Here is a 24,758-nt window from a genome sequence, read left to right as displayed (position 1 = left end):
GGCCAAATAGGCTAACCCCTCACCAACTTCGGCCAAGCGATCGGCTGTCGCCTCTCGCGGCCTTCGTATCCTCTCCCGCAAGGGGAGAGGTAGGGTGCCACGCTCACGGCCTCACTTTTTGCGAGGCGGCGCCGCGGGTTTACCTCTCCCCTTGCGGGAGAGGATAGCAAGTCCCCGCGAAGCGAAGCTGAGTGGTTGGGCGCGCTTGGTGAGGGGTGGGCTTCAGCACTGAAGCTCTATTCACCCCTGGCTTTCCCTGAACATCCGATTGAGATCCGCTACGACAACCTCCCCTTTTTCCCCCGCCTTCAGCCCGGCATTGATCCGCTCCGATGCCGTCTGTTGAAACGCCATGTAGCCATCATGCCGCGGCCGCACCCAGGCTGCTTCCAGCGTCTCCCGCGTGCCACGATAGAAGTCGCCGGTCGCATCATTAACATCGTCATCTTCCCAAGCCGCCGCATGCCCCGGCTGGCCGCCTGAAGATGCGTAGAGCCCCTTCTGCACGTCGCCGCTGGCAATCCAGTAAGCGAAGTCGATGGCCGCCGCCTTCTCCTTCGAAAAGGCCGAGACGGCGATGCCGGTGCCGCCCAGCGCCGAGCCGGCAGGGCCGATGATGCCGGCTTCGGGAATGTTGGTGAAGGTGAGCACATTGGGGCGGAAGCCTGCAATGGCATAGTTCACATAGCCGTAGGCCAGCGGTGCGCAGGCGATGACGCTGCCCTTTTCGGCCATGCGTTCGAAGACCGCGATCGGATCCATGTCGAAGCAGGCCGGATCGATGAGGGCTACAAGCTCGGCGATCATGTCGAAGGCCCTGGCACCCTTCCTGGGGTCGGCGAGGATGTCGCCCGACGTGGCGCAGGGCGCCATCAGATTGGCCGAAAGCGTGTAGAAGCTCATCAGCGAATGCGGCGGCCGCAGAGGTAGCAGCACGCCGCCCTGCTCGGCCAATTCCAACACATCGTCCCAGGTCTCGGCCGGGTCGGCGAGGTCCTCGCGGAAGGCCTGCACTTGGGCAGCGGCGTCGATCGGGAAGCCCCACTGCCGGCCCTGCCAGTTGTAGCTTGGGAAAGACTGGCCGATGCTCGCCTTGGCCATCGCGTCATATTCGGCCTCGCGGCCGTCGATGTCGAGCGGCTCGAGGCAGCTCTCCTTGGTGATCTGACCGACATGCGGGTGGTCGATGACGATGAGGTCATAGGCGCGGGCGAGTTCCTCGACGGGGTAGGATTCGAAATCCTGCAGCGAGCGCTTGTCCCATTCGATCTCGACACCCTTTTCCTGTCTGTAGAGTGCCGAGCAGGCCACCATCGGATCATAGCCACGCGGATGGCTCCAGGTCATGCCCTTTAATTTGATCATAGCGCGAACTCCGCGCGGATGCGGTCGCTGTGCTCGCCGACGCGCGGTGCGGCGCGATGGTGATGCGGTCTGATACCGTTGACCCGCAGCGGCGAGCAGGTGGTGAGGATCGAGACATTGTCCTCGCGCTCCACCCGCTGCAGCATGTCGAGCACCTTGAAGCCGTCATGCTCCATTAGCTCTTCCCAGTTCAGCACCTTGGCGCACCAGATATCGGCAGGTTCGAGCACCGCAAGCCATTCGGCGATGGTGCCGGTCTCGATCTTCTTCGATATGATTTCCTTGATCGCGTCGCGATCGGTGAACCAGCTCGACGGATTGTCGCTGAAGGCCATCAATTCGGGGATGCCGAGCAGTTCCTGCAGCTTGCCGATCGGCGTCATGGCGATGGCGAGATAACCGTCCTTGGCGGGATAGACGCCATAGGGCGCCGAGAGATAGGCATGCGCGCTACGGAAATTCGAGCGCTTCGGCAGACGGCGGCCGTCGTTGAGATAGGTGGTGAGCACCTCGAACTGGAAATCGACCAGCGCTTCGAGCAAGCTGGTCTCGATGTGGCTGCCCTTGCCGGAGATGCCCTTCTTGACCAGTGCGGCCAGCACACCCTGGCAGAGCGCGGCACCGGCCAGCATGTCGCCGACGGCGAGGCCGAAGGGCACCGGCCCCTGCCCCTCATCGCCATTGAGCCACATCATGCCCGAGCGCGACTGCGCCAGCAGATCCTGGCCGGGACGTTTCACCCACGGACCTTCCTCGCCATAGCCTGATATTGAGGCATAGACGATGGAGGGATTGATCGCCTTGACAGAATCGTAGTCGAGGCCGAGCCGCTCGATGACGCCGGGCCGGAAATTCTGGATCAGCACATCAGCCTTGGCCAGAAGTTTGCGCAGCGCGTCGAGATCGGCAGGGTTCTTCATGTCGATCGCCAGGCTCTCCTTGCCGCGGTTGATCGCATGAAAGATGGTGGAGTCGCCGCCGATTTCGGTGTCGCTGAGATAAAGCCGCCGCGAGAGATCGCCACCGTCAGGCCGCTCGATCTTAATGACGCGGGCGCCGAGGTCGAGCATGCGCAGCGAGCAATAGGGGCCCGAGAGGAACTGGCTCATGTCGACGACGAGCAGGCCCTCGAGCGGAAGATCGGTATGGGTGGTCATTGAGGTCTCGCTATCCCGAAACGCAGGCGAATCCCGGAATCGAGACGGCCGCCGGCCATGATTGCACCAAACGAAACAGGTGCACCAGCCGACACGAAGACATCCGGAGATGCATTCGTGAGATCCTCCCGTTTCATTCTTATGTGAATAGCTTATTTAAATATGAGGAACATTGCAAGCGGAGTCATGGGAGCAAAACGAAAAGCGTGAATGCAAATCGGCCCGTGGCGGATGCGCCACGGGCCGGCAACAAGATCGAGAAACGGGCTGGTGCAGCCTCAGCAAATCCGATTACCCATCGTCGCTGTATAGACCGCATAAAGCGACTTGGTCGCGGTGATGAAGAGCCGGTTGCGGCGTGGGCCGCCGAAGGTGACGTTGGACACGGTCTGCGGCACGAGGATCTTTCCGAGCAGATGACCCTCCGGTGAGAAGCAATGCACGCCATCGCCGGCACTCGACCAAATATTGCCTGACACATCGACGCGGAAGCCGTCGGGCAGGCCCTTGTTGGTCACACAGAGTTCCTCCCCGCCCGTCAGCGTGCCGTCTGCCTGGACATTGAAGGAGCGGATATGCGCCGGCCAGTTCGGGTCGTGGCTCGAGTGAGAGTCGGCAATATAGAGCTTGGATTCATCGGGCGAGAAGGCGAGGCCGTTGGGCTGGCCGAAATCGCTGGCGACAACGGTGAGGCTGCCGTTCTTGGGATCGAGGCGATAGACATTGCGCGTCGCCTGTTCCTGCTCGCCTTTGAAGCCCTCGTAGTTCGACATGATGCCGTAGCTCGGATCGGTGAACCAGATCGTGTCGTCGGACTTCACCACGACGTCGTTCGGCGAGTTGAGCCGCTTGCCGCCAAAACTGTCGGCGAGAACGGTAATCGTGCCGTCGATTTCGGTGCGCACCACACGGCGCGCGCCGTGCTGGCAGGAGATCAGCCGGCCCTGGTTATCGCGCGTGTTGCCATTGGTGAAATCAGACCGCGAACGGAACACTGACACCTCGCCGTCCTGTGAGTAACGTAGCATGTGCTCGTTCGGGATGTCGCTGAAGATCAGGCAGTTGAGATCGGCGAACCAGACCGGACCTTCGGCCCATCGGCAGCCGGAATAGAGTTCGTCCAGGGCTGCGCTGCCGACAACGAGATGGCGAAAGCGCGGATCGTGAATTTCGTAGATCGAAGGTGTGTCCATTTTCCCCTCCCCTTTTGGTTCTTTGGTTCTCAGCAATTCCGAACGCAAAATCGCTGCACACTTTTGCTGGAATTGCTTCGGTCGCTAGCGGCTCGTTCTGAACTTGCCGCTCGCCACGAGAATGACCGCGATGATGATTAGCCCGGTCAGGATGAGTCGAACACCTGCGCCGAAGCCATAGGTGTTGAGCATCGAGACAACGAGGAACATGAAGAGCGACGCCCCCCAGATGCCGGGCACGTTGGAATTGCCGCCGGCGACGGCCGAGCCGCCAATCACCACCACGGCGATCGAGGTCAGCAGATATTCTGCGCCCATGTTGAGCGCCGCCCCGCCGGAAAAGCTCGCGAAAAGGAAGCCGCAGACGGCGGCGAGCACGGCGCAGAGCACATAGGTAACGAAGCGCGTGCCGTCGACCGGGATGCCGGCCATGCGGGCGGCAAATTGCGACTGGCCGATGGCCGAGATCCAGCGGCCATAAATGCTCTTCTCCAGAAGAAGCCAGGCCGCCGCGGCGAGAAAGATCGAGACAATAGCGATATTGGGCACGCCGAACAGATCGGATGTCGTGAAGGTGGCGAGGCTCTCCGGTGGCTTGATGCGCAAACCGCGGTTCGACCAGATCGCCGTCGATTGCACGATGAAGCTCATCGACAGCGTCGCGATGATCGGCGGGATGCGCAGCAATTTGATCAGCGCATAGTTCAAGGTGCCGATGGCCAGGCCGACCAGGATGGCAATGCCGAGGCCGGCCAATACCAGGCCTTCGCCGCCATCCATATATTTGAGCGAGAGCGTGCCGGCGAGCGTCATCGTCGCCGGAACCGAGAGGTCGACATTGCCGGGGCCGAGCGTGATCACGAACATCTGGCCGATGCCGACCAGCACCGAGAAGGCGGCGAAGGTGAAGGCCGCCTGGCTGAGGCCGCCGGCGCTGGTGCCGCCGGTGAACAATATGGTGATGATCCAGACGATCAGCGTCGCGGCATAGGACCAGATCCACGGCTTGCGGGCGGCAAAACTCATGCGCGCTTCTCCCGCTTTTCCGAGCGGTTGAGCAGCAGGCGCAGCCCCAGCACGATGATCAGGATCGCGCCCTGCGCGCCGATCTGCCAGTCCGGCGAGATCCGCAGGAAGGACAGGAACGAGCCGGCCAGCGCCAGTGTCAGCGCACCGATGACGGCACCGACCGGCGACACGCGGCCGCCGACGAATTCGCCGCCGCCGAGGATGACGCCTGCAATCGACAGCAGCGTGTAGCGCAGCGCGATATTGGCATCGGCCGAGGTCGTAAGACCAACGAGCAGGATGCCTGACAGCACCGCGAGGAAGCCGGCCGCGGCATAGGCGCCGGCGCGGATCGCCAGCACCGACCAGCCGGAACGTTCGACCGACCGTGCATTGCCGCCGACGCCACGGACGAGCACGCCGAAGGTCGAGCGCATGACGACGAAATGGGCGATGACGGCAATGATGACTGAGGCAACGATCGCCATCGGTACGAAAGGCGGCTTGGAGGTCATCAGCCAGCGCACCCATTCGGGCGCAGAGCCACCCGGCGCGGGCAGGATCAGCACCGCGAGCCCGCCCCAGACGAAGCTCATGCCAAGCGTGACCACGATAGACGGCAGTTCTCTGACATGGATGACGACGCCAAGAACCGCATAGGCCGCAATAGCGCCGGCGAGGATCAGGATCCCGGTGAACGGATCGGACTGCAGGAAGGTGGCGGTAACGCAAGCCGCGAAACTGACGAAGGTGCCCATCGACAGATCGAGGTCGTTGACCGCCATGATCATCATCTGCGCCACGGTCGCGAGCGCGATGGGAACAGCGAGGTTGAAGAGCAGGTTGAGCCCGACATAGCTCATCGCCCGCGGCTGGATATAGAAGACGGCGGCGAGCAGCACGGCGAGCGAAAGCGCCGGCACGATCTGGCGGATGGCCGAGGCGGAGAAGCCCATCATGCCGCTTCTCCCTCGAAGGAGGCTTCCAGCACCTTGTCCTCGGTGATGTCGTCGCCAGAGAGCTGGGCGGCGATGGCGCCGTTGCGGAAGACATAGACGCGGTCGCAAAGGCGGATCTCGTCCATTTCGGTCGAATACCAGATGAAGGTTCGACCGCCGGCGGCTTCGCTGCGCAGCATCGCATAGACTTCCTGCTTGGTACCGACATCGACGCCGCGCATCGGGTCGTCCATCAGCACCATCGCGGCGCGGGTGGCGAGCGCGCGGGCGAAAAGAACCTTCTGCTGGTTGCCGCCTGACAGCGACAGGATGCCGTTGGTCATGTCAGGCGTGCGGATCTCGATCCGCTTCTTCCAATCTTCGCCGAGCACCGTCTCGCGATCCTCCCTGACGAAACTGGCGGACGACGAACTGCCGAGCGACGAGATCGAGAGATTGCGCAGGATGCTCCAGAGTGGAAACGTGCCGTTGAGGCTGCGGTCACCGGCAACGAAGGCAACGTCGCGGCCGCGGCCCGGGAACCAATCGCTGCTGAGCGTGCGATAGAGCGACAGCAGCATGTCGGTCTGGCCATGGCCGGCAAGACCGGCAAGCCCGATCACCTCGCCTTTGTACGCGCGGAACGGCAGGCCGCGACCACGGATCGCGGGAAGATCGACGAGCGGCTTGCCGCTGGTCCGAACCGCTCCGGCCTGACGCGCCTGTTCCTTGACGACATTGCCCATCGCCTGGACGAGGCTCGGTATATCAAAGCCCGACGCAGGGCGGCTCGCAACGACCTTGCCGTCCTTCATGACGATGATGCGGTCGGTGGTGGAGAGGACTTCGCCCAGGATGTGCGAGATCAGGAGCACCGAGCCGCCACCGGACACAAACTTGCGGACATAATCCATCAACTGCCTGGCAAGGCCGGCATCAAGCGAGGAGGTCGGCTCGTCGAGTATCACGAGGCGCGGCGCATCATGCACCGTGGCGAAGGTGATGGAGATCTCCACCATCTGGCGCTCGGCGATCGAGAGGTCGCCGACGGCGGCGGTGCAATCGATGTGATGACCCGGAAAAACTTCATCGAGCTTGGCGCGGATGATGCCAAGCGCCCGGCCGCGCCAGCCAAAACCCTTGAGCTCCGGATGCATGACGCGGGTGTTTTCAGTAACGGTCAGGTTCGGGCAGAGCGAGAGTTCCTGGAAGACGCAACGGACGCCATTGGCCCTCGCGACCGATATGCCAGCACCCGCATCCCGGCCGGCATAGCGCACCGCACCTTCATGCGGCGAGAGCCCGCCATTGATGACATTGACGATGGTGGACTTGCCGGCGCCATTGTGGCCAACGAGCCCGACGCATTCGCCCGGCACGATTGCAAGATCCACGCCATCGAGCGCCTTGACCGCGCCGAAATGGACCTTGACTCCTTCGGCGGCCACCACGGCCATGTTCTCGGCAGCGTCAGTCATGAACCCGGATTACGCTCGATATTGCAATGAAGTCGTGAAAAGCCGGCGCGGTGAACCCGCGCCGGCGTGCTTTTCTACCGCGACCAAGGCGGCGATGCACGCGCTTACTCACTTGGCGCCGGCGATCACCTTCTTCGCATCGTCGAGCGAGTATTCGACATTCGCCACGCCACCCTTCTGGGTGTTGGCGAGGTTCTGCTCGAGGTTCTCCTGGTCGATGCGGAGGAACGGTACGACGAGATCCTGCGGCACCTTCTGTCCGTCGAGCACCTGCTGGGCGACCCAGAAAGCGAGCGTCGAGACGCCGGGCGCGATCGAGACCGACATGGTCTCATATCCGTTGGCGTCCTTTTCCTTCTTCCACCACTGCAACTCGTCCTCGCGGTTGCCCATGATGATCAGCGGCGTCGGGCGCTTGGCGGCGGCAAAGGCCTGCGCGGCGCCATAACCGTCACCGCCCTGCGTCACGACAGCGGCGATTTCGGGCAGGCTCGGCAGGATGCCGGCGACATTCTTCTGGGCGACGTCCTGTGCCCAGTCACCATGGACCGAGCCAACGATCTTGAACTGCGGATATTTCTTCACGCCTTCGTGGATACCTGCGGAAATCTCGTCATCGACGAACACGCCGGCAAGGCCGCGAATTTCAAGAAGGTTACCGCCATTGGGCATCTTCTTGGCGAGATATTCGACTTCGCTCAGACCCATCGCCTTGAAATCGACGGCGATGCGATAGGCGCAGGGCTCGGTGACGATACCGTCGAAGGACACGACAACGATGCCCGCATCGCAGGCTTCCTTGACGGCGCCGTTGAGCGCGGTCGGCGAAGCGGCATTGATGACGATGGCGTCATAGCCTTCGAGGATCATGTTCTGGATCTGGGCCGCCTGTTCGGTAGCCTGGTTCTCGGCGGTCGTGAACGGATCTGCTGCAGCGACGATCCCGGACTTGACCGCTTCCTTGGTCACCTTGTCCCAGCTGGTCAGCATGGCCTGACGCCAGGAATTGCCGGCGTAATTGTTAGAAAGCGCGATCTTCTTGCCCGACGTATCGGCGGATGCGGACATCGGCATTGCGGCTACCAGCACGGCGGCTGACGCCAGGAGTATCGTCCTGATGTTCATAATCTCTCTCCCTGATGGTCGGCCCTCTTCCCGGCCGCATTCCGGCACCGTCTCCTCACGGGACCGAAATTGTTGTTGCACTGAGGCCCATGTCTTCAGTACATGACCTCAGTAAGAGCATGATGGCCGAGAACGGCAGGGCTGCCTAGGCGGGTCACGGCATTCGGCTTGCGGGTTCCCGCAGAAAATATGCGGATTTCCGCAGGACTGGACCGGCGGGTTGCCGCACAATCTAGGCGCATGGGCGGTTGGGAGATCGCCTGACCGGGAGGAGGTCCGGACATGCTCAGCCCGACGCCATCAATGCTGCTTGACCAGTATCTGACTATTTCCCGACTGCTTGCCGGTCAGCTCGATTTCCATTCCGTCATCCGCGCCGTAGCGGCCGAAGTCAGCCATATCATCCCGCATGATCATATGGACGTCTGCATCATCATGCTCGATGGCAAGTATCATACCGCGCATGAGAGCCCCTTCGATACCGGCTGGGGTCGCAGCCCGCCGGCGCCCGTCTCCAACAGTCCGATCCGCAGCCTGCTTTATGGCGAGGTCGAGACGATCATCACGGACGACGCCTGCAACGACCCGAGATTCCACTACCAAGGCGCCTTCTCGCAACCGATCATCGAGGGCAAATTGCGCTCCCGCCTGCATGTCCCGCTCAAGGTGCAAGGCAAGATCATTGGCGCATTGAACTGCTCTAGCCATCAGGTCGGGCTCTACACATCGGACGACCTCGAAAAAGCGCGTTCGATCGCCGATCTATTGGCACCGTATTTCTACGCGTTGCGCGCTGCAGAACAGGCACAGCGCTCGGCCATCGTCGAGGCAGAGGCCCGCGCACGCGAAGAGGGTCTGCGGCTCGGCGCACTCCGGCTGACGGAGGCTCTGGAAGCCGAACGCCAGCGCATTGGCATGGACCTGCACGACCAGACACTCGCCGACCTTACGCGGCTCTCGCGCAAGCTGGAACGGCTGGCCCATGCATCCACAATACCCGGCGAGGCACTTGATCCGATCATCCGCAGCGTCCAGCACTGTATGCATGATGTACGGCAGATCATCGAAGAGGCGCGGCCGACGGTGCTGCAGCTCTTCGGCTTCGTTCAGGCAGTCGAGAACCATCTGGAGCGGTCGGTGCGCGACAGCGGCGTGTCGATCGACTGGAACATCGCCGACGAGACAGACGGGATCATTGACGCGCTGCCACAGAGTGTCGCGACCGCCCTTTTCCGTATTGTTCAAGAGGCGATCAACAATGCCATCCGCCACGCCAATGCCAACAGGATTACGGTCGAACTGCGGGCCACGCCGCTCAATCTCAGGATCGCGATCCGCGACGATGGCACCGGCATCTCGCCCGACCAGAAACGTCAGGGTGCCGGCATCGGCAACATGCGGACGCGAGCAAGGCTGATCTCGGCCCGGTTCGAGGTCGCGCGAAACAAGGATGGCGCCGGCACCTCCGTCGATGTCAGTCTGCCGATTTCGCAGACGGCCCCTCTTTCGGGCCATCTTTCAGGATGAATGCCATGCAGGTCCTTATCGTCGAGGACGACCCCCTTCATCGATCCTATCTCAACGAGGCGGTGCGCTCGGCACTCCCCGAATGCGACATGGTGATCGAGGCGGAGAACGGCAGCACCGGCGAACGCCTCGCCCGGGAGAACAAGTCCGCCCACATCGTCATGGATCTACAGATGAATGCGCGCAACGGCATCGAAGCTGCACGGACCATCTGGAAGGAACGGCCGGACACCCGCATCCTGTTCTGGTCGAACTATGCCGACGAGGCCTACGTGCGCGGCGTTTCCCGCATCGTGCCGGAGGGTGCGGCTTATGGCTATGTGCTGAAATCGGCCTCGGACGACCGGCTGAAGCTGGCGTTGCGCGCGATTTTCATCGAGAGCCAGTGCGTCATCGACCGTGAAGTGCGCGGCCTGCAGCAGCGCAGCCAGAATCCCGCAGGCGGACTGACCGACAGCGAATACGAAGTCCTTCTCGACGTCGCGCTTGGTCTCACCGACAGCACGATCGCCAGGCGGCGCAACCTTTCACTCCGGAGCGTCCAGAACCGCCTGCAACAACTCTATGCAAAACTTGGCGTCTACAAGCCCAATGGCTCGGCTGGCGAAGCAAGTCGCATCAATCTGCGTGCCCGCGCCGTCGCCGTGGCGATACTGCGGAAGGTCTTGAATGTCTCGTCTCTGGAGCGCGAGGACCGGGAACTGCAGGCCTGGCTCGCCAAGCATGGAGAGTGAGCGGGCCGATGATGTCACTGCCACGGCAGTTTCGTGCATTGCCACTCGACCTGGTACATGAGCTTGGATTCGACGAACACCCAGCGCAGCCGCCCGTCGTTGGTAAGCGCGAAAGAGTAGGCGACGCCGCTGGCTAAGCCCGTGCCAAAAAAGCCGTCCTTCTGGGTTTCGATGAGTACTTTGTCGTTGTGCGTACCCACGATCCCATTTTCGAATACCCAATTGTATGGCGTTGGATTGGTCGCCGCGTCGTGTTGTTCCTTGAGTTCGATCCTGTCCAATTCGTCATTGACGATGACTTGATTCACTTTGCCCCATGGGTGGTTGACGGTCGGCCTGGTCAGGAGTTTGCATGAATATCTGGCATGATCGGCCATGGCCGTAGACGCGGCCGCTACGAGTGCAAGAGTGATAGTTGAAAGAAATATTTTGGGTGTCATTTGAAGTCCCTGCGAAAAGAAGACGGCCCGCGCCAACCAGGGTGCGGGCCTGCCTGCGGCGTCCATCGCCTACTTGAGGGCAGATATAGGCATCGGGATGCGACCAGGCGGTACCCTGCGTAACACCAAGCATAGATGAAGGTGGGCGTGTCGCGCGAAGGGCCGCCGACGAAGAAGATCACTGACAATGAGTCGGCTCGACCCCCGCAGGGGCCGGAACTATTGGCTGTTTGGGCTGATTTGATGGTAGCGGGAGGCAGAGTTGAACTGCCGACCTTGGGGTTATGAGTCCCACGCTCTAACCAACTGAGCTATCCCGCCATGGCCGTTCCGGGAGCGTTCCCGACCAGACGGGCGGCTTATAAGTCGGGGCTTCCCGTCCTGTCAAGCGATATTGGCCAATTTTCAGGGCCGTTTTCGGGTGCGCGCCTTCAGGCCGCGACATGTCCTTCAAGCAACTGCTTGAGCATGATTTCAGCGTGCTTGTCCTTCTCGGAACGCTCGATGAAACCGCCACCATAGACACGGGAGTCGTCGCCCGGCGCCGAATAGAGTGCGCAGGCCTGTCCCGGGGCAACACCCGCTTCGCCCTCGACCAATTCGATATAGATGCCGTTCTTGTCCGCAAACAGCCGCGCGGGCTTCGGCGGGCGCGAGGATCGCACCTTGGCGAAGCAGTCCATGCCGTCCTTCGCCATGGTGTAGACATCGAGATCGCCCAGCCAGTTCATATCGCGAAGATAGAGGCGGCGCGTGTCGAGCGCTTCCTTCGGGCCGACGATGACACGCTTGGAACGGGCATCGAGATGCACGACATAGAGCGGCTCCCCGACAGCGACGCCGATGCCGCGGCGCTGGCCGATCGTGTAATGCAGGATGCCCTCGTGGGTGCCAAGCACACGGCCGTCGAGATGGACGATCTCGCCGCCGAGCTTGGCGTCGGGCCGAAGCTTGTTGATGACATCGGAATATTTGCCGTGCGGCACGAAGCAGATGTCCTGGCTGTCGGCCTTGTCAGCGACGACGAGGCCCATCTCGGCCGCATGGGCACGACATTCGGCCTTGGACATGGCGCCAAGCGGGAAGCGCAGATAGTCGATCTGCTCCTGCGTCGTGGCAAAAAGGAAATAGCTCTGGTCGCGCTCGGCATCGATAGGGCGATAGAGTGCACGCCGCTCCGGGTGTTCCGGGGTCGGCGCCGGCTTCGAGCGTATATAGTGACCTGTCGCGAGCGCATCCGCGCCCAGTTCCTTGGCGGTGATCAGGAGATCGGCAAACTTGACGGTCTGGTTGCAGGCGACGCAGGGGATCGGTGTCTCGCCGGCGGCATAGCTGTCCATGAAGGGATTGATCACCGCGTCGCGGAAGCGGCGCTCGTAATCGAGCACATAATGCGGGATGCCGAGCGTCTCGCAGACGCGGCGGGCATCGTCGATATCCTGGCCGGCACAGCAGGAACCGGCGCGATGGACGGCCGCGCCATGGTCGTAGAGCTGCAGCGTGATCCCGATGACGTCGTAGCCCTCACGCTTCAGCAGTCCCGCGACCACGGAGGAATCCACTCCGCCCGACATGGCGACGACCACACGGGTATCTTCGGGACGTTTATCGAAATCGAGGCTGTTCACGGAACGCTGTTCTTCCCAACCGGCAGAATTTTCGAGGATTAGCATGAATTTCATGCCGGATATAGGAGCTTGCCCGCCGGAGGACAAGCTGCCGATTCCGGCACATGAACGGGCTCATATCCGCATAATTTTGTTTTCAATAGGGTTTTGGGAAAATTCTTCCGCTTCGTTTAGGCAATTTTTAAATCTGCGTCCGTAAAGTCGCTCCATATGGTCTTTGTTTGTGTAGAGAGTCCAATGACCGAAGCAATTCGTCCACGTGTTAAATATGTCATCGGCCCCGATGGCAGCCCGCTTACCATCGCCGATTTACCGCCCACCAATACCCGCCGCTGGGTGATCCGGCGCAAGGCGGAAGTCGTCGCTGCCGTACGCGGTGGCCTGCTCAGCCTCGAGGAGGCCTGTGATCGGTATACTTTGACGGTGGAAGAATTCCTCTCCTGGCAGGCGTCGATTTCCGAGCATGGTCTTGCCGGCCTGCGCACCACGCGTATTCAGCAATATCGCCACTAGCAATCAGCACATCCGTTTCAAAAAGGCTGGGTTTTCCCGGCCTTTTTCGTTTTGATTCAAGTTCTTAGTCTCGATTTTCCACGGTCCTTTTGCAAGCTGCATAATGATCCCGGCACACGCCTTGTTTGTTCATTGCCGAGGATCCATTCATGTCCGACGAAACCGTCAATCTCGCCCTTCCCTATATACTTTCCGCCCAGGCCCAGAAGCATGTGACCCACAATGAGGCGCTCAGGCGCCTCGATGGCGTCGTGCAGCTCGTGATTCAGAGCGAGGCCAGCGCGCCTCCCGGGTCGCCCGCCGAGGGACATTGCCATGCCGTCGGCGCATCGCCCACCGGCGCCTGGACCGGCAAATCCGGCAAGCTGGCCCTATTCGAGGATGGCGGCTGGATCTATCTGACACCGAGGACCGGCTGGATCGGCTGGTTCGTTGACGCCGCCCAACAGAAGATCTGGACCGGCTCGGCCTGGGCCGACCTGCTTTCCGAGAGCACAATCCCCAAGCTGGGCATCAATGCCACCGCCGACACGACAAACCGGCTGACGATCTCCTCGGCAGCAACATTGCTCAATCACGCCGGCGCCGGTCATCAGCTCAAGCTCAACAAGAACGCGGCCGCCGACACGCTCTCCCTGCTTTACCAGACGAACTGGTCGGGTCGAGCGGAGATGGGCCTCGCCGGATCCGATGATTTCGAAGTCAAGGTTTCGCCGGACGGCTCGGGATGGGTCACTGCGCTCAAGACGACCTCGGCCGGCGCGGTACTCATGCCCGGTCGGCCGCTGGTCCGCGCCACCTATGGCGAAACGGACCTGACGCCGGCGGATGGCACGCGCACTGGCTTCGGCACTCTAAATCTGAACCAGGGAGGTTTCGCGCTCGGCGCGACGGTACCTTCGGGCCCCGGCAGCCGCCTCGTCGTGCCGGTGACTGGCTTCTACATGATCGCGCTGAATGTCTCGTCGGTCGCGGCCGCGAGCTTTGCCGTTTCCGTGCAGCAGAACGGCTCGACCAGCCTGCTGACGGTTCGCGACAGCGACGGCGGATCGGCGAGCTACAGCCAGTCGGCCACCAACCTCGCCTACCTGACATCAGGCGACTGGATCGCGCTCCATCATTCGGGAACGGCGGAATTTCAGTTCGGCTGGGGCAAGACGGAACTGGTGATGGCATTGATGTGAACAGCAGGCGATAGCCCCTCATCCGCCTGCCGGCACCTTCTCCCCGTCAGGACGGGGAGAAGGGATCTGTGGCACCGCCGTGCCTCTAGCGTCCCCTCTCCCCGCCAGCGGGGAGAGGGTCAGGGTGAGGGGCAGCCGTAGCGCAAGCCATTGACTTCAATCGATGTTGAACACCAGCGGCTTGGCCGAGTCGATCTCCTTGCGCGACCGGAGCTTGGCGAGCACGTCTTCCGGAACCGGGGCATCGACATAGAGCAGCGCGATCGCGTCGCCCCCGGCGCGGTCACGACCGAGCTGGAAGTTTGCGATGTTGACGCCGGCGTCGCCGAAGGTGGTGCCGAGCAGGCCGATGATGCCGGGCACGTCGCCATTGGTCGTATAGACCATGTTGCGGCCGACTTCGGCGTCGAGATTGATGCCCTTGATCTGGATGAAGCGCGGCTTGCCGTCGGAGAAGCAGGTCCCGGCAATGGAGCGCGTCATGTCGTCGGTCTTGACGGTGAGCTTGATGTAACCGTCGAAGACGCCAGTCTTGTCGCGCTTGACCTCGGAGAGGACGATGCCCTTTTCCTTGATCATGATTGGGGCCGAGACCATGTTGACGTCGGCAACCTGGGCGCGGATCAGACCAGCCAAAAGCGCCGAGGTCAGCGCCTTGGTGTTCATCTCCGCGGTCGCGCCGTCATAGAGAATCTCGATCTCCTTGATCGGTGTCTCCGTCACCTGACCCACGAACGCGCCGAGGCAATCGGCGAGCTTGATATAGGGCTTGAGTATCGGCGCTTCCTCAGCCGTGATCGAGGGCATGTTGATCGCGTTGGAGACGGCGCCCTTGACCAGGTAGTCCGACATTTGCTCGGCGACCTGCAGCGCGACATTCTCCTGTGCTTCCGTGGTCGAGGCTCCGAGATGCGGCGTGCAAACGACGTTCGGAAGGCCAAAGAGCGGCGAGGCCTCGGCGGGCTCGACCTCGAAGACGTCGAAGCCGGCGCCGGCCACCTTACCGGCCTTGATGGCTTCGGCGAGATCAGCTTCCACCACGAGGCCGCCGCGGGCGCAATTGATGATGCGGACGCCGTCCTTCATCTTGGCGATCGCCGACTTGTCGATGATGTTGCGGGTCTTGTCGGTCAGCGGCACATGCAGTGTGATGAATTCGGCGCGCTCGAAGAGTTCGTCGAGTTCGACCTTCTCGACGCCCATCTCCATCGCGCGCTCCTTGGAGAGGAACGGGTCATAGCCGATGACATGCATCTTGAGGCCGATCGCGCGCTGGCAGACGATGCCGCCGATATTGCCGCAACCGATGACGCCGAGCGTCTTGCCGGTGATCTCGACGCCCATGAATTTCGACTTCTCCCATTTGCCGGCCTGGGTCGAGGCGTCGGCAGCCGGAAGCTGGCGGGCGACAGCGAACATCATGGCGATGGCGTGCTCGGCCGTGGTGATCGAGTTGCCGAAGGGCGTGTTCATCACGATGATGCCGCGGCGGGAGGCGGCTTGAATATCGACATTGTCGACACCGATACCGGCGCGGCCTATGACCTTGAGATTGGTCGCAGCAGCGATCAGCTTTTCCGTCGCCTTGGTGGCGGAGCGGATCGCAAGACCGTCATAATTGCCGATGATCTCGGCGAGCTTGTCTTTGTCCTTGCCAAGCTTCGGCTGGAAATCGACATCGACGCCGCGATCGCGGAAGATCTGGACGGCGGTTTCCGAGAGTTCGTCGGATACGAGTACGCGCGGTGCCATGGAAGGCCTCCTGAAGATAGGTAAATCCGGGAATGAGCACCTCCCCCGTCGCCCGGAGGAGGTCTTGGGAAATCAGGCTGCCTTGGCGGTCAGCGTGGCCTTCTGCTTTTCGAAAGCATAGGTCAGCCATGGCATCAGCGCTTCGACATCAGCCGTGTCGATCGTGGCGCCGCACCAGATGCGGAGGCCGGACGGCGCATCGCGATAGGCGCCGACATCGACGGCTGCGGCTTCCTTCTCGAGTGTCGCGACGATGCCCTTGGCGAAGGCTTCCTGCGCATCGGCATCGAGTGCGGTGACCGCGGGGTCGACGATCTTGAGGCAGACCGACGTGTTGGAGCGCGTCTCGGCCATCTCGGCGAGGTTGGCGAGCCAGGGGTTCCTGTCGCAGAAGTCGAAGATCACCTTGGCATTGGCGTCGGCACGGGCCATCAATGCCTTGAGGCCGCCGAGCTGCTTCGCCCAGAGCAGAGCATCGATATAGTCCTCGACGCAGAGCATGGAGGGCGTGTTGATCGTCTCGCCCTGGAAGATGCCCTCGATGATCTTGCCGTCCTTGGTCATGCGAAAGATCTTCGGCAGCGGCCAGGCGGGATTGTAGCTCTCGAGGCGCTCGACGGCGCGGGGGCTGAGGATGATCACGCCATGCGCGCCCTCGCCGCCCAGGACCTTCTGCCACGAGAAGGTGACGACATCGAGCTTGGCGAAATCAAGGTTCTGCGCGAAGGCGGCCGAGGTCGCGTCGCAAATCGTCAGGCCCTTGCGGTCTGCGGGGATGAAATCGCCGTTGGCGACGCGCACGCCCGAGGTCGTGCCGTTCCAGGTGAAGACCACGTCGCGGTCGAAATCGACCTTGGAGAAATCGACGAGCTGGCCATAAGGCGCTACGAACTTGCGGGCGTCGGCAATCTTGAGTTCCTTGAGAACGTCAGAGACCCAGCCGGAACCAAAGCTTTCCCAGGCGACCATGTCGACGCCGCGGGCACCGAGCATCGACCACAGCGCCATTTCAACGGCGCCGGTGTCGGAGGCGGGCACGATGCCGATGCGGTAGTCGGCCGGCACGTCAAGAATCTCGCGCGTCAGGTCGATGGCCTGCTTGAGCTTGTTCTTGCCGAGTTTGGAGCGGTGGGAGCGGCCGAGCGCTGCGTCTTTGAGCGCATCGAGCGACCAATCGGGGCGCTTCGAGCAGGGGCCGGAAGAAAAATGCGTGTTCGCCGGACGCACTGCCGGCTTGGCGAGTTCTACCATGATAAACTACCCTTCCAGGTATATGGCCTCTCGTTGGGGAGAGGTGTCCCGCCGCCGGGAATATGGGAAGGGCAGATTCAAGTCAAGCACGTTTTGGCGCAAACAAGAGATAATTTGACGCATGCGAAAGGCGGGGTTTCCCCCGCCCGAAATGCCATTTGCAGCATCCGGCTCGCTTACCAGGTGGTAAGGCGAAGGCCGGTACGGAATTCGTGACGGGTCAGGCCTTTGTCCCTGCCCTTGTCGTTAAAGGCCCCAAGGGCGGTCTCGTAACCATTGAACTTCTGCGTGCCGCCAGCGTTGATCTGCGAGAACCTGTAGCCGAAGTCCAGCTTCAGACTATCGGTCAGGTCATATGACGTACCCGCCATCAGGGCATAGGTGAACCGCCAGCTGTCGACTCCTTCATGCGCGAACATCTCGTTGTCCGCAGCATTGGAGCAATTGCTGCTGCAGGCGAAGTACTGATTGACATCACCCCACTTGACGTAGCTCATACCGGCGCCGGCGCCGAGATAGGGCGTAAAACCCCAATAGGTTCCAAGATCGACATAACCGTTGAGCAACAGGCCCAGCGTCGTCAGGTTCTGGTCGTTGTAGCGGCAGTTGACGCTACCGGACGGGTTGCAGGATTCCCAATTGCCGCGACCTTTGAAGTTCGTCTTGAAATAATCGAGCGTCAGGTCGCTGCGCAGGAAGTCGTTGAACTGGTAGCCGGCACCGGCGTTAAGCGTAAAATCATTCGAGAATCGTGCCTTGTCGAACGTATTCGTCGTCGTGTCAGCAGTCGTGAAATCGAATGTGCGATAGGTCGGCTTGCCGCCGTCAATGCTTGCATTGTAGCCAAGATCGCCACGAATGTACCAGCCGTCGACATTGGCGATCGTGCCGGTATATTCCGGTGCCTCGACCGGTGGCGGCATGTCGAAGGCGAAGGCCGGCGTCGCGGCGAGCGCCAGGACGACAAACAGGCTATGGCGAATGTTCATGGCATTTTCCTCACGACACGGCCGCGCCGAGGCAGCCGGAAAGCTATGTGACGAGACTATGCCAACCAGAGGTTAACCCGCGGTTAAGCATGTTTATTGGCGGATGGTTTACCATAGGGAGCATCGCGTCTGGCCGAGCGATATTGTCTCTACCAGGCCGCCTGCGCTATCGATTCTCGAAACAAATCATGGAGGTGAAGCCTGATGCCGAATGCAAGAATTGGAATCATCGGCACGGGCATCATGGGCAGCGATCACGCCCGCATTCTCGCCGCAGGGATCGCGGGTGCCGAACTGGCAGGCGTCCAGGATGCGAGCCGGGAGCGCGCGGAGGCACTCGCAAGGGAGACCGGCGCACGGGCCTTCGCCGATCCGCAGGCGCTGATTTCCGATCCCGGCATCGACGCCATCATGGTCTGCTCGCCGGATGCTACACATCATGTGCTCGCCCTAGCGGCGATCGCTGCCGGCAAGCCGGTGCTGGTCGAGAAACCCCTGGCAAGCACCGTGGCCGAGGCGAGGGATGTGATCGCTGCCGAGACGGAGCATGGCAAGCGGCTGGTGCAGGTCGGTTTCATGCGCCGCTTCGATCCCGGCTACCGCGCCATGAAGGCGGAACTCAAGGGCGATCGACTCGGCCAAGCGCTGTTCCTCCACTGCATCCACCGCAATGCCATCGGCCCCGACTACCTCACATCCGATCTCGTCGTATCAAGCAGTGCCGGCCACGAATTCGATATCGCCCGATTCCTGCTCGATGACGAGATCGTCGCAGCGACGGTGACCAGCCCGCGCGCGAGCCGTCTTGCGCCCGGCCGCAAGCCGCAATTCATCGTGCTCGAAAGCGCCGACGGGATCGTCGTGGATATCGAAGCCTTCGTCGATTGCGGCTATGGTTACGATGTGCGTGCCGAACTGGTTTGCGAGAAGGGCACGATCTCGCTCAACCCCTCCCCCACGACCAGCCTTCGTCATGCCGGTCATGACGGCTACGAGACGCCGCCCGATTGGCGCGGGCGCTTCCGTGATGCATACCGCGCGCAGATGGAAGCCTGGGTCGCATCGCTCTCCGGCAAGCCCAATGAGGGCGCCAGCGCCTGGGACGGCTATCGTGCGATCCGGGTGACAGAAGCTTGCCTCGAGGCGTCGAGCTCCGGCGGCAAGGTGGCCGTTCCGCTCGAAGACAAACCCGCCTTTTATGCCTGAGGCTTGAGCGCCAGGAGCACGACCACAGCAAGCACTGTGATGACCGTGCCGCCGAGCGCGAGCGGCCAGAGGCCGACGGTGATGAACGGCGCGATGACAGCAGTGCCGCCGGCACTCGTGGCCAGGATGCCCGAGATCACCAGCGCCGCGCCACGGGAATGATCGCCGGCCGATGCCAAGATCGCCTGGTGAAAACTGATCGGCCCGCGCACGCCAAAACCGAGGTTGACTAAGACCCAGAGCGGCACGAGAACGAAAAGGCTCGCGCCGCCGGCCAAGGCATAGATGAGGATCATCACGAAGGCTGCGGCGAGCAGCGACGTGCCGGCAAGAATAACCTGTTCAGTACCGAACCGTCCTGCCAACCAGCTCGACAGGTTGGCCCCGGTGATGAACATCGAGATGCCGACCACCTGCAGGATGACGAAGTGGGTCAGCGACATGCCAAGCGGGCCGGTCAGCACGGCCGGCGCGCCGAAGACGAAGATCAGCAAGCCGCCGAGCGAGAAGGACTGGCTGATCGCATGGCGCAGAAACGCCTTGTTGGTCAGGATCGTCCAGTAGCTCTGATGCTGCACTTCGGTATCACGCTTGACCGGCAATGACTTACCGGCGAGCCAGAAGATCGCCGAGACGATGAGACCCAACACGCCGAGGATGCTGAATGACAACGTCCAGCCGCCGAGCGAAAGCAGGTAGACGCCGGCAATCGGCGCAAGCGCCGGGGTCAGCGACTCGATCGAATAGAGTCGGGCGAAAGCCTGGGCTGCGCGATCCTGCGGATAGAGGCCGTTGATGAAGCCCGGGACGAAGACAGCCGGTCCCGCGCCGAAGGCGCCCTGGGCAAAGCGAATCAGGATGAGCAGTTCGAGCGAATTGACGAAGACGGCGATGAGCGAGGTGATCGCGAAAAGCGAGATAGACCCGACCAGAAGCCGCCGCGGATCGAGGCGCGCGCCGAGTTCGCCAAAGGTCAGCAGGCCGACCAGCGTGCCGAACACATAGGATGCCAGGACCAGTTGCGCCCGCTCCGCCGTGCCGCCCAGCGCAGCCGGCAAGCTCGGAATGGCCGGCAATATGAGATCGGTGCCAGCAATGCCGAGCACGGTTCCGCTGACGATGAGGGCGAAGATCGCACCTGATGGCAAGGGTCTGGTCATGCGCGGTCGTCTAACAGATCGAAGCTCTGGCTCAAGCAATTTCGCCGCAAGCTGCCTTCGCATCAGAACTATTCATTGCCGCCATTCCCGATCTTCATGGTTGCACCATCAACCGGTCGATGGGAAACAGGCCACGAGATTATCGCATGGAGGCAAAGCGCATGGCGCCATTCAAGGTCGATCCTGACAAGATCCGCGAATTCCCCGACGCCGAGAGCTTCTATGATTGGCTCGCCGAGCACCACGAAAGCGAGGACGAGGTCTGGATCAAGATCCACAAGGTGGATTCGGGGCTCAAATCGATCACCGTCAAGCAAGCGATCGATGTCGTCCTCTGCTGGGGCTGGATCGATGCGATCCGCAAGGGCTTCGACGACAGGAGTTTCCTTCAGCGTTACACCAAGCGCGGCAAGAAGAGCATCTGGAGCAAGATCAACGTCGAGAACATCGCCCGGCTGATCAAGGAAGGCCGGATGACCGAGCATGGCCTCAAGCAGGTCGAGGCTGCCAAGGCCGACGGCCGCTGGGATCGCGCCTATGGCAGCGGCAAGGATCTCAAGATCCCAGATGACCTACAGGCAGCGATCGATGCCGAGCCGGAAGCCAAGGCGATGCTGTCGAAACTCTCGGAGCAAAACCGTTTCGCACTCGCCTTCCGCATGCACAACACCAAGACCGAAGCAGGCCGGAAAAAGAAGGTCGCGACCTTTGTCGAGATGCTGAAGCTGGGTGAAACCATCTATCCCCAGCGAGCGAAGAAGTAAGCGCTGCCCACCTGCGCCTTCGAAATGTCCCATTGAGCATGAACCCATGGCGAGGTCGATGGCCACGGTCATCGACCAGGGACAACCTCGCGGCCGGGGCGATGAGCCATTCCGCCGTTCATGAAGGACACTGAAATGAAGAATGCTCTTGCCACGGCACTGATCGCGACGGCGCTCGTCGCTCCATCAACCATGATGGCCCACGCGGCCGATGTCGAGATTGTCGAGAAGGCGCCGCGCTATGATACTGATGTCGCTGGCGGCGTGAAGATCGGCTATCTCACCTGCGATGTCGGCGAAGGCGGCGGCTATGTGCTTGGCTCAGCCAAGGAGCTCGATTGCGTCTTCCGGTCAAGTTTCAAGGGTGAAGGCCGCGATTCCTATGTCGGCACGATCAAGAAGCTTGGCATCGACCTCGGCTATACTGCGGGCGGCAAACTGGCCTGGGCCGTATTCGCGCCAACGGCCGGCTACCATAGCGGCTCGCTGAAGGGGACCTATCTCGGTGCGTCAGCAGAGGCCACGCTTGGGGCCGGCATTGCGGCCAATGTCTTACTTGGCGGCACCGGCGGATCGATCCAGTTGCAGCCGGTCAGCCTCGGCGGCCAACTCGGCCTCAATGTTGCCGCTACAGGCACGACGGTCACGCTGAAGGCAATCAACTAAGCAGCCGCTCAAACGAAGATGCCGCCCGTTTCCGGGCGGCTCTGAATGTCATCGCCATCGCAGATCTTACTTGAAGATCGGTTCCGGCTGGCTCGGGATTTCCGCCGGCGGCAGGTAAGCCGTCTGGCAGGTGTCGCCGAACTGGTAGCGAACGCCTGAGCGGAATTCGTGGATGTCGAAGCCCTTGTCGGAACCCGGGCCGCCGTTCAGCTTGTAGCCAAACATGTCGCCGCCGGCGACGTGACGATAGCGGTAGCCGAGGTCAGCCTTGAACTGGCAATTGATGTCGACGGAGGTACCGGCCATCAGCGCATAAGTGAAGCGCCAGCTTTCCTTGCCGCCATGGACGGTGGTGCCGTCTTCGGTTGTGTTCTTCAGCTTGTCCCACTGAACGTAGGTGCCGCCGAGACCGAGACCGACGTAAGGCGTGAAGATGCCCCACTTGTAGATGTCGATATAGGCATTGGCCATCAGGCTGTAGGCCGAGAAGTTCGAGACATCGTGCGACGAGCAGCGACCACCGTTGCCACAGACGCCGCTGGTCGAACCACGGAACTTCGTGGAGAACATGTAATCGAAGGTCTTATCAACGCGGAAGTAGTCGTTGACCTGGTAACCGACACCAACGCCGATATTGGCGGTGTTATTGAGCTTTGCAGAGTCGAAGTCGTTCACAAGCGAATTGGAGCCCTGGTAGTAGTGGGCGCCCTTCATGTCCATGATGTCGTAGGACACATCGCCACGGAGATACCAGCCGTTCGCGGCGGCCACGACTGGCTGCTCGACGACCTGGGGGGCCGGCTCCGGTGTATAGAGGTCGGCCGCGTTGGCCTGCGCGCCGAAGGCGAGCGCGGCGGATGCGAATGCCACAATCTTCTTCATGATCAAACTCCACATATCCGGCGATTCGTCCGCCGTACCAAATCTTGGATTGTGGTGAATCATGAACGGGAATGGTTAAGGCAGACTTAAATCGCCCCACGCTGGTGCAACATTGCCTAAAATACTTGGTAAAGAACCGGTAAATCTTACTGGTCGTTTACCTAGCCGGCACGCCCTGCAAAGGTACGGTTCATCGCCTGCGGCCGCGCTTCCTGCGTCTGGCGCAAAGTCTCGTCTGGAGTCACGACCAGCTCTTCCAGCATCACGGGCCGCGAGAAGTAGTAGCCCTGAGCATAGCGGATGCTTGTGCAAGCGCGGAGATAAGCGAGCTCCTCGAATGTCTCGAGACCCTCGACGATCACCTCCATGCCGAGCGAGCGGCTGAGCGCCTCCACGGCCTTGAGAATGTTCTGGTTGCGCGGGCGCTGGTGCAGGTTGGTGATGAAGGAGCGATCGATCTTCACTTCGTCAGCTGTGATGTCGGCGAGCGCCGAAAGCGACGAGTAGCCGACACCGAAATCGTCGATCGAGACACGTGCCCCGATCTCGCGGATCAGCGGCAGCACGCTTTCCTGGAAAGTGCTCTTGGAGACGAAGGCCTCTTCCGTGATTTCCAAAATGAAGCGTTGGGGGTAACCGGTCGCGGCAATCCGTTCGAGAAGCGCGCGCATGAAGCGAATGTCGCCCGCCTGCTTGGCGGCAACATTGAGGCTGATCGATGCCGCTTCGCCAAAGGCCTCGTTGATGCGGTCCACCGACTGGACGGTCTTTTCGAGGACGATATAGGTCAGATCGTCCATCAGGCCGAGCTCGATCGCCAGCGCGATGAAATCGCCGGGCGGCTGGATCACTCCATCTTCGTCCATCCAACGCAGCAGCACTTCGACGCCATAGATTCGGCCCGACTGGATGTCGACTTTCGGCTGGTAGGCGCAGCTGACACGACGATCACGGATCGCGAGCCTCAGGCGTTGTTCGAGCCGGCTCTTTTCGATCGCCGCATGCTCGATCGTCGAATCGAAGAACTGGACAGATCCGGTGCCCGCCGCCTTGCCGCGATACATGGCGCGGTCTGCATTGGCGCGCAGCGCATCATAGCTCGCGCCATCGCGCGGATAGACGCTGACGCCGATCGAAGCCGATGAGAAGATTTCGTTGCCGTCGATATAGAAAGGTTGCTTCAGCCGCTCGGCCACCGCATCGACGACGTGCTGGAGATATTCGGCGTCGCTTGCCGGCGAGATCAGCAGCATGAATTCGTCGCCGGACAGGCGCGCGAGCATGTCTGAGGGGCGCAAGCCCGCACCGACGCGCTCTGCGATCTGCATCAGCAGCCCATCGCCGATATTGTGGCCGTAGAAGTCGTTGACATGCTTAAAGCCATCGACATCGATGAAGGCGAGCGCGAATGGGACCTCATTGGCGTCGGTCAGCGCATTGACACTCTGCTCGATAAGGCGCCGGTTCGGCAGGCCGGTGAGTTCGTCGAAATAGGCGCGGCGAATCAGCGCCTGCTCGCGACCGGCCTGTTCTGCATCCTCGAAAAGCAGGCTTGCGACATAGGAGCGACCGGCAACGGCGAAGTCAAAACTCCTGGCGACGAGCGCTGGATTCTGCCCCTTCCCCAATAGCGCGGAATGATGAGCGTTGACGCAGATCGCAACGCCGTCGCTACCGGCTATGCTGAGGCCGAAGGGTAACGCGCCGACGAGATCGGCCAATTCAGGTTCAGCGGCGACGGCAGGAATAGCCGCATCCGCGTCTTCAATACCCCAGTCCTGTTCCGGATTAAGCATCG

The 24,758-nt window shown here is 61.5% G+C and carries 22 protein-coding genes and 1 tRNA gene; 7 read left to right on the top strand and 16 right to left on the bottom strand.

Annotated elements, in window-relative coordinates; all coding sequences use genetic code 11:
* Window positions 1-240 precede the first annotated feature (240 nt).
* The 7 genes from AC2YI2_RS22560 to AC2YI2_RS22530 all read right to left on the bottom strand — a co-directional run bounded on the left by AC2YI2_RS22560 (window position 241) and on the right by AC2YI2_RS22530 (window position 8,264).
* On the bottom strand, window positions 241-1,365 hold the full coding sequence (locus AC2YI2_RS22560; protein ID WP_487388745.1) for an extracellular solute-binding protein: 1,125 nt from the start codon (window positions 1,363-1,365) through the stop codon (window positions 241-243).
* Entirely contained in the window at window positions 1,362-2,522 is a 1,161-nt protein-coding gene (locus AC2YI2_RS22555; RefSeq protein ID WP_487388744.1) for a CaiB/BaiF CoA transferase family protein, read from the bottom strand. Before AC2YI2_RS22555 ends, AC2YI2_RS22560 begins: the two co-directional genes overlap by 4 nt.
* A 278-nt stretch (window positions 2,523-2,800) precedes the next feature.
* Window positions 2,801-3,715 (bottom strand): SMP-30/gluconolactonase/LRE family protein, encoded by a 915-nt coding sequence (locus AC2YI2_RS22550; RefSeq protein WP_487388743.1) that lies wholly within the window; start codon window positions 3,713-3,715, stop codon window positions 2,801-2,803.
* Window positions 3,716-3,799: 84 nt separating this feature from the next.
* On the bottom strand, window positions 3,800-4,741 hold the full coding sequence (locus AC2YI2_RS22545) for an ABC transporter permease (RefSeq protein ID WP_487388742.1): 942 nt from the start codon (window positions 4,739-4,741) through the stop codon (window positions 3,800-3,802).
* On the bottom strand, window positions 4,738-5,679 hold the full coding sequence (locus tag AC2YI2_RS22540) for an ABC transporter permease (protein WP_487388881.1): 942 nt from the start codon (window positions 5,677-5,679) through the stop codon (window positions 4,738-4,740). Before AC2YI2_RS22540 ends, AC2YI2_RS22545 begins: the two co-directional genes overlap by 4 nt.
* Entirely contained in the window at window positions 5,679-7,139 is a 1,461-nt protein-coding gene (locus AC2YI2_RS22535) for an ATP-binding cassette domain-containing protein (protein ID WP_487388741.1), read from the bottom strand. The genes AC2YI2_RS22540 and AC2YI2_RS22535 overlap by 1 nt, the downstream gene beginning before the upstream one ends.
* A gap of 108 nt (window positions 7,140-7,247) precedes the next feature.
* Window positions 7,248-8,264 (bottom strand): substrate-binding domain-containing protein, encoded by a 1,017-nt coding sequence (locus AC2YI2_RS22530; protein WP_487388740.1) that lies wholly within the window; start codon window positions 8,262-8,264, stop codon window positions 7,248-7,250.
* A 282-nt stretch (window positions 8,265-8,546) separates the two neighbouring features.
* Here AC2YI2_RS22530 and AC2YI2_RS22525 point away from each other — a divergent pair, with 282 nt between their 5' ends.
* Both AC2YI2_RS22525 and AC2YI2_RS22520 read left to right on the top strand, forming a co-directional pair.
* Window positions 8,547-9,791, top strand: a complete 1,245-nt coding sequence (locus tag AC2YI2_RS22525; RefSeq protein ID WP_487388739.1) for a GAF domain-containing sensor histidine kinase — start codon at window positions 8,547-8,549, stop codon at window positions 9,789-9,791.
* A gap of 5 nt (window positions 9,792-9,796) precedes the next feature.
* Window positions 9,797-10,525 carry a response regulator gene (locus tag AC2YI2_RS22520; protein ID WP_487388738.1) on the top strand — a complete coding sequence of 243 codons (729 nt, stop codon included), beginning with the start codon at window positions 9,797-9,799 and terminating at the stop codon, window positions 10,523-10,525.
* 14 nt (window positions 10,526-10,539) lie between these two features.
* On the opposite strand, the gene AC2YI2_RS22515 is transcribed toward AC2YI2_RS22520, so the two are convergent.
* The 3 genes from AC2YI2_RS22515 to mnmA form a co-directional block, all read right to left on the bottom strand.
* Window positions 10,540-11,031, bottom strand: a complete 492-nt coding sequence (locus AC2YI2_RS22515) for a hypothetical protein (protein WP_487388737.1) — start codon at window positions 11,029-11,031, stop codon at window positions 10,540-10,542.
* A 178-nt stretch (window positions 11,032-11,209) separates the two neighbouring features.
* Window positions 11,210-11,286: transfer RNA gene (locus tag AC2YI2_RS22510), tRNA-Met, on the bottom strand.
* Between the two features lie 110 nt (window positions 11,287-11,396).
* The gene (gene mnmA / locus AC2YI2_RS22505) at window positions 11,397-12,593 is read right to left on the bottom strand and encodes a tRNA 2-thiouridine(34) synthase MnmA (protein WP_487388880.1); all 1,197 of its coding nucleotides are present in this window, start codon (window positions 12,591-12,593) and stop codon (window positions 11,397-11,399) included.
* Window positions 12,594-12,830: 237 nt separating this feature from the next.
* Here mnmA and sciP point away from each other — a divergent pair, with 237 nt between their 5' ends.
* Window positions 12,831-13,106 carry a CtrA inhibitor SciP gene (gene sciP / locus AC2YI2_RS22500; RefSeq protein ID WP_487388736.1) on the top strand — a complete coding sequence of 92 codons (276 nt, stop codon included), beginning with the start codon at window positions 12,831-12,833 and terminating at the stop codon, window positions 13,104-13,106.
* Between the two features lie 149 nt (window positions 13,107-13,255).
* Entirely contained in the window at window positions 13,256-14,290 is a 1,035-nt protein-coding gene (locus tag AC2YI2_RS22495) for a DUF2793 domain-containing protein (protein ID WP_487388735.1), read from the top strand.
* A 156-nt stretch (window positions 14,291-14,446) separates the two neighbouring features.
* Here AC2YI2_RS22495 and serA read toward each other — a convergent pair whose 3' ends face one another.
* From serA to AC2YI2_RS22480, 3 genes are all read right to left on the bottom strand, one after another.
* A complete protein-coding gene (serA, locus tag AC2YI2_RS22490; protein ID WP_487388734.1) occupies window positions 14,447-16,042 on the bottom strand; it encodes a phosphoglycerate dehydrogenase in 1,596 nt (531 codons plus the stop codon).
* A 72-nt stretch (window positions 16,043-16,114) separates the two neighbouring features.
* Complete coding sequence (locus tag AC2YI2_RS22485; protein ID WP_487388733.1) at window positions 16,115-17,293, bottom strand: phosphoserine transaminase; 1,179 nt, start codon at window positions 17,291-17,293, stop codon at window positions 16,115-16,117.
* A gap of 176 nt (window positions 17,294-17,469) precedes the next feature.
* Entirely contained in the window at window positions 17,470-18,282 is an 813-nt protein-coding gene (locus AC2YI2_RS22480; protein WP_487388732.1) for an outer membrane protein, read from the bottom strand.
* Between the two features lie 204 nt (window positions 18,283-18,486).
* On the opposite strand from AC2YI2_RS22480, the gene AC2YI2_RS22475 reads away from it, so the two are divergent.
* Window positions 18,487-19,488: a Gfo/Idh/MocA family protein gene (locus AC2YI2_RS22475; RefSeq protein WP_487388731.1), complete on the top strand. Its 1,002-nt coding sequence runs from the start codon at window positions 18,487-18,489 to the stop codon at window positions 19,486-19,488.
* On the opposite strand, the gene AC2YI2_RS22470 is transcribed toward AC2YI2_RS22475, so the two are convergent.
* The gene (locus tag AC2YI2_RS22470; protein ID WP_487388730.1) at window positions 19,479-20,648 is read right to left on the bottom strand and encodes an MFS transporter; all 1,170 of its coding nucleotides are present in this window, start codon (window positions 20,646-20,648) and stop codon (window positions 19,479-19,481) included. The genes AC2YI2_RS22475 and AC2YI2_RS22470 overlap by 10 nt on opposite strands.
* Before the next feature lie 161 nt (window positions 20,649-20,809).
* Here AC2YI2_RS22470 and AC2YI2_RS22465 point away from each other — a divergent pair, with 161 nt between their 5' ends.
* Window positions 20,810-21,412 carry a YdeI/OmpD-associated family protein gene (locus AC2YI2_RS22465; RefSeq protein ID WP_487388729.1) on the top strand — a complete coding sequence of 201 codons (603 nt, stop codon included), beginning with the start codon at window positions 20,810-20,812 and terminating at the stop codon, window positions 21,410-21,412.
* 135 nt (window positions 21,413-21,547) lie between these two features.
* Complete coding sequence (locus tag AC2YI2_RS22460) at window positions 21,548-22,078, top strand: DUF992 domain-containing protein (RefSeq protein ID WP_487388728.1); 531 nt, start codon at window positions 21,548-21,550, stop codon at window positions 22,076-22,078.
* A gap of 66 nt (window positions 22,079-22,144) precedes the next feature.
* Here AC2YI2_RS22460 and AC2YI2_RS22455 read toward each other — a convergent pair whose 3' ends face one another.
* Together AC2YI2_RS22455 and AC2YI2_RS22450 are read right to left on the bottom strand one after the other, a co-directional pair.
* Entirely contained in the window at window positions 22,145-22,960 is an 816-nt protein-coding gene (locus AC2YI2_RS22455; protein ID WP_487388727.1) for an outer membrane protein, read from the bottom strand.
* 161 nt (window positions 22,961-23,121) lie between these two features.
* Window positions 23,122-24,756, bottom strand: coding sequence for a putative bifunctional diguanylate cyclase/phosphodiesterase (locus AC2YI2_RS22450; protein WP_487388726.1), 1,635 nt, complete (start codon window positions 24,754-24,756; stop codon window positions 23,122-23,124).
* Window positions 24,757-24,758 lie beyond the last annotated feature (2 nt).

The organism is Rhizobium sp. SRI_017, from assembly GCF_057586295.1.
The sequence above is the reverse complement of the archived record's forward strand: the minus strand, read 5'-3'. Positions and strand labels throughout refer to the sequence as shown.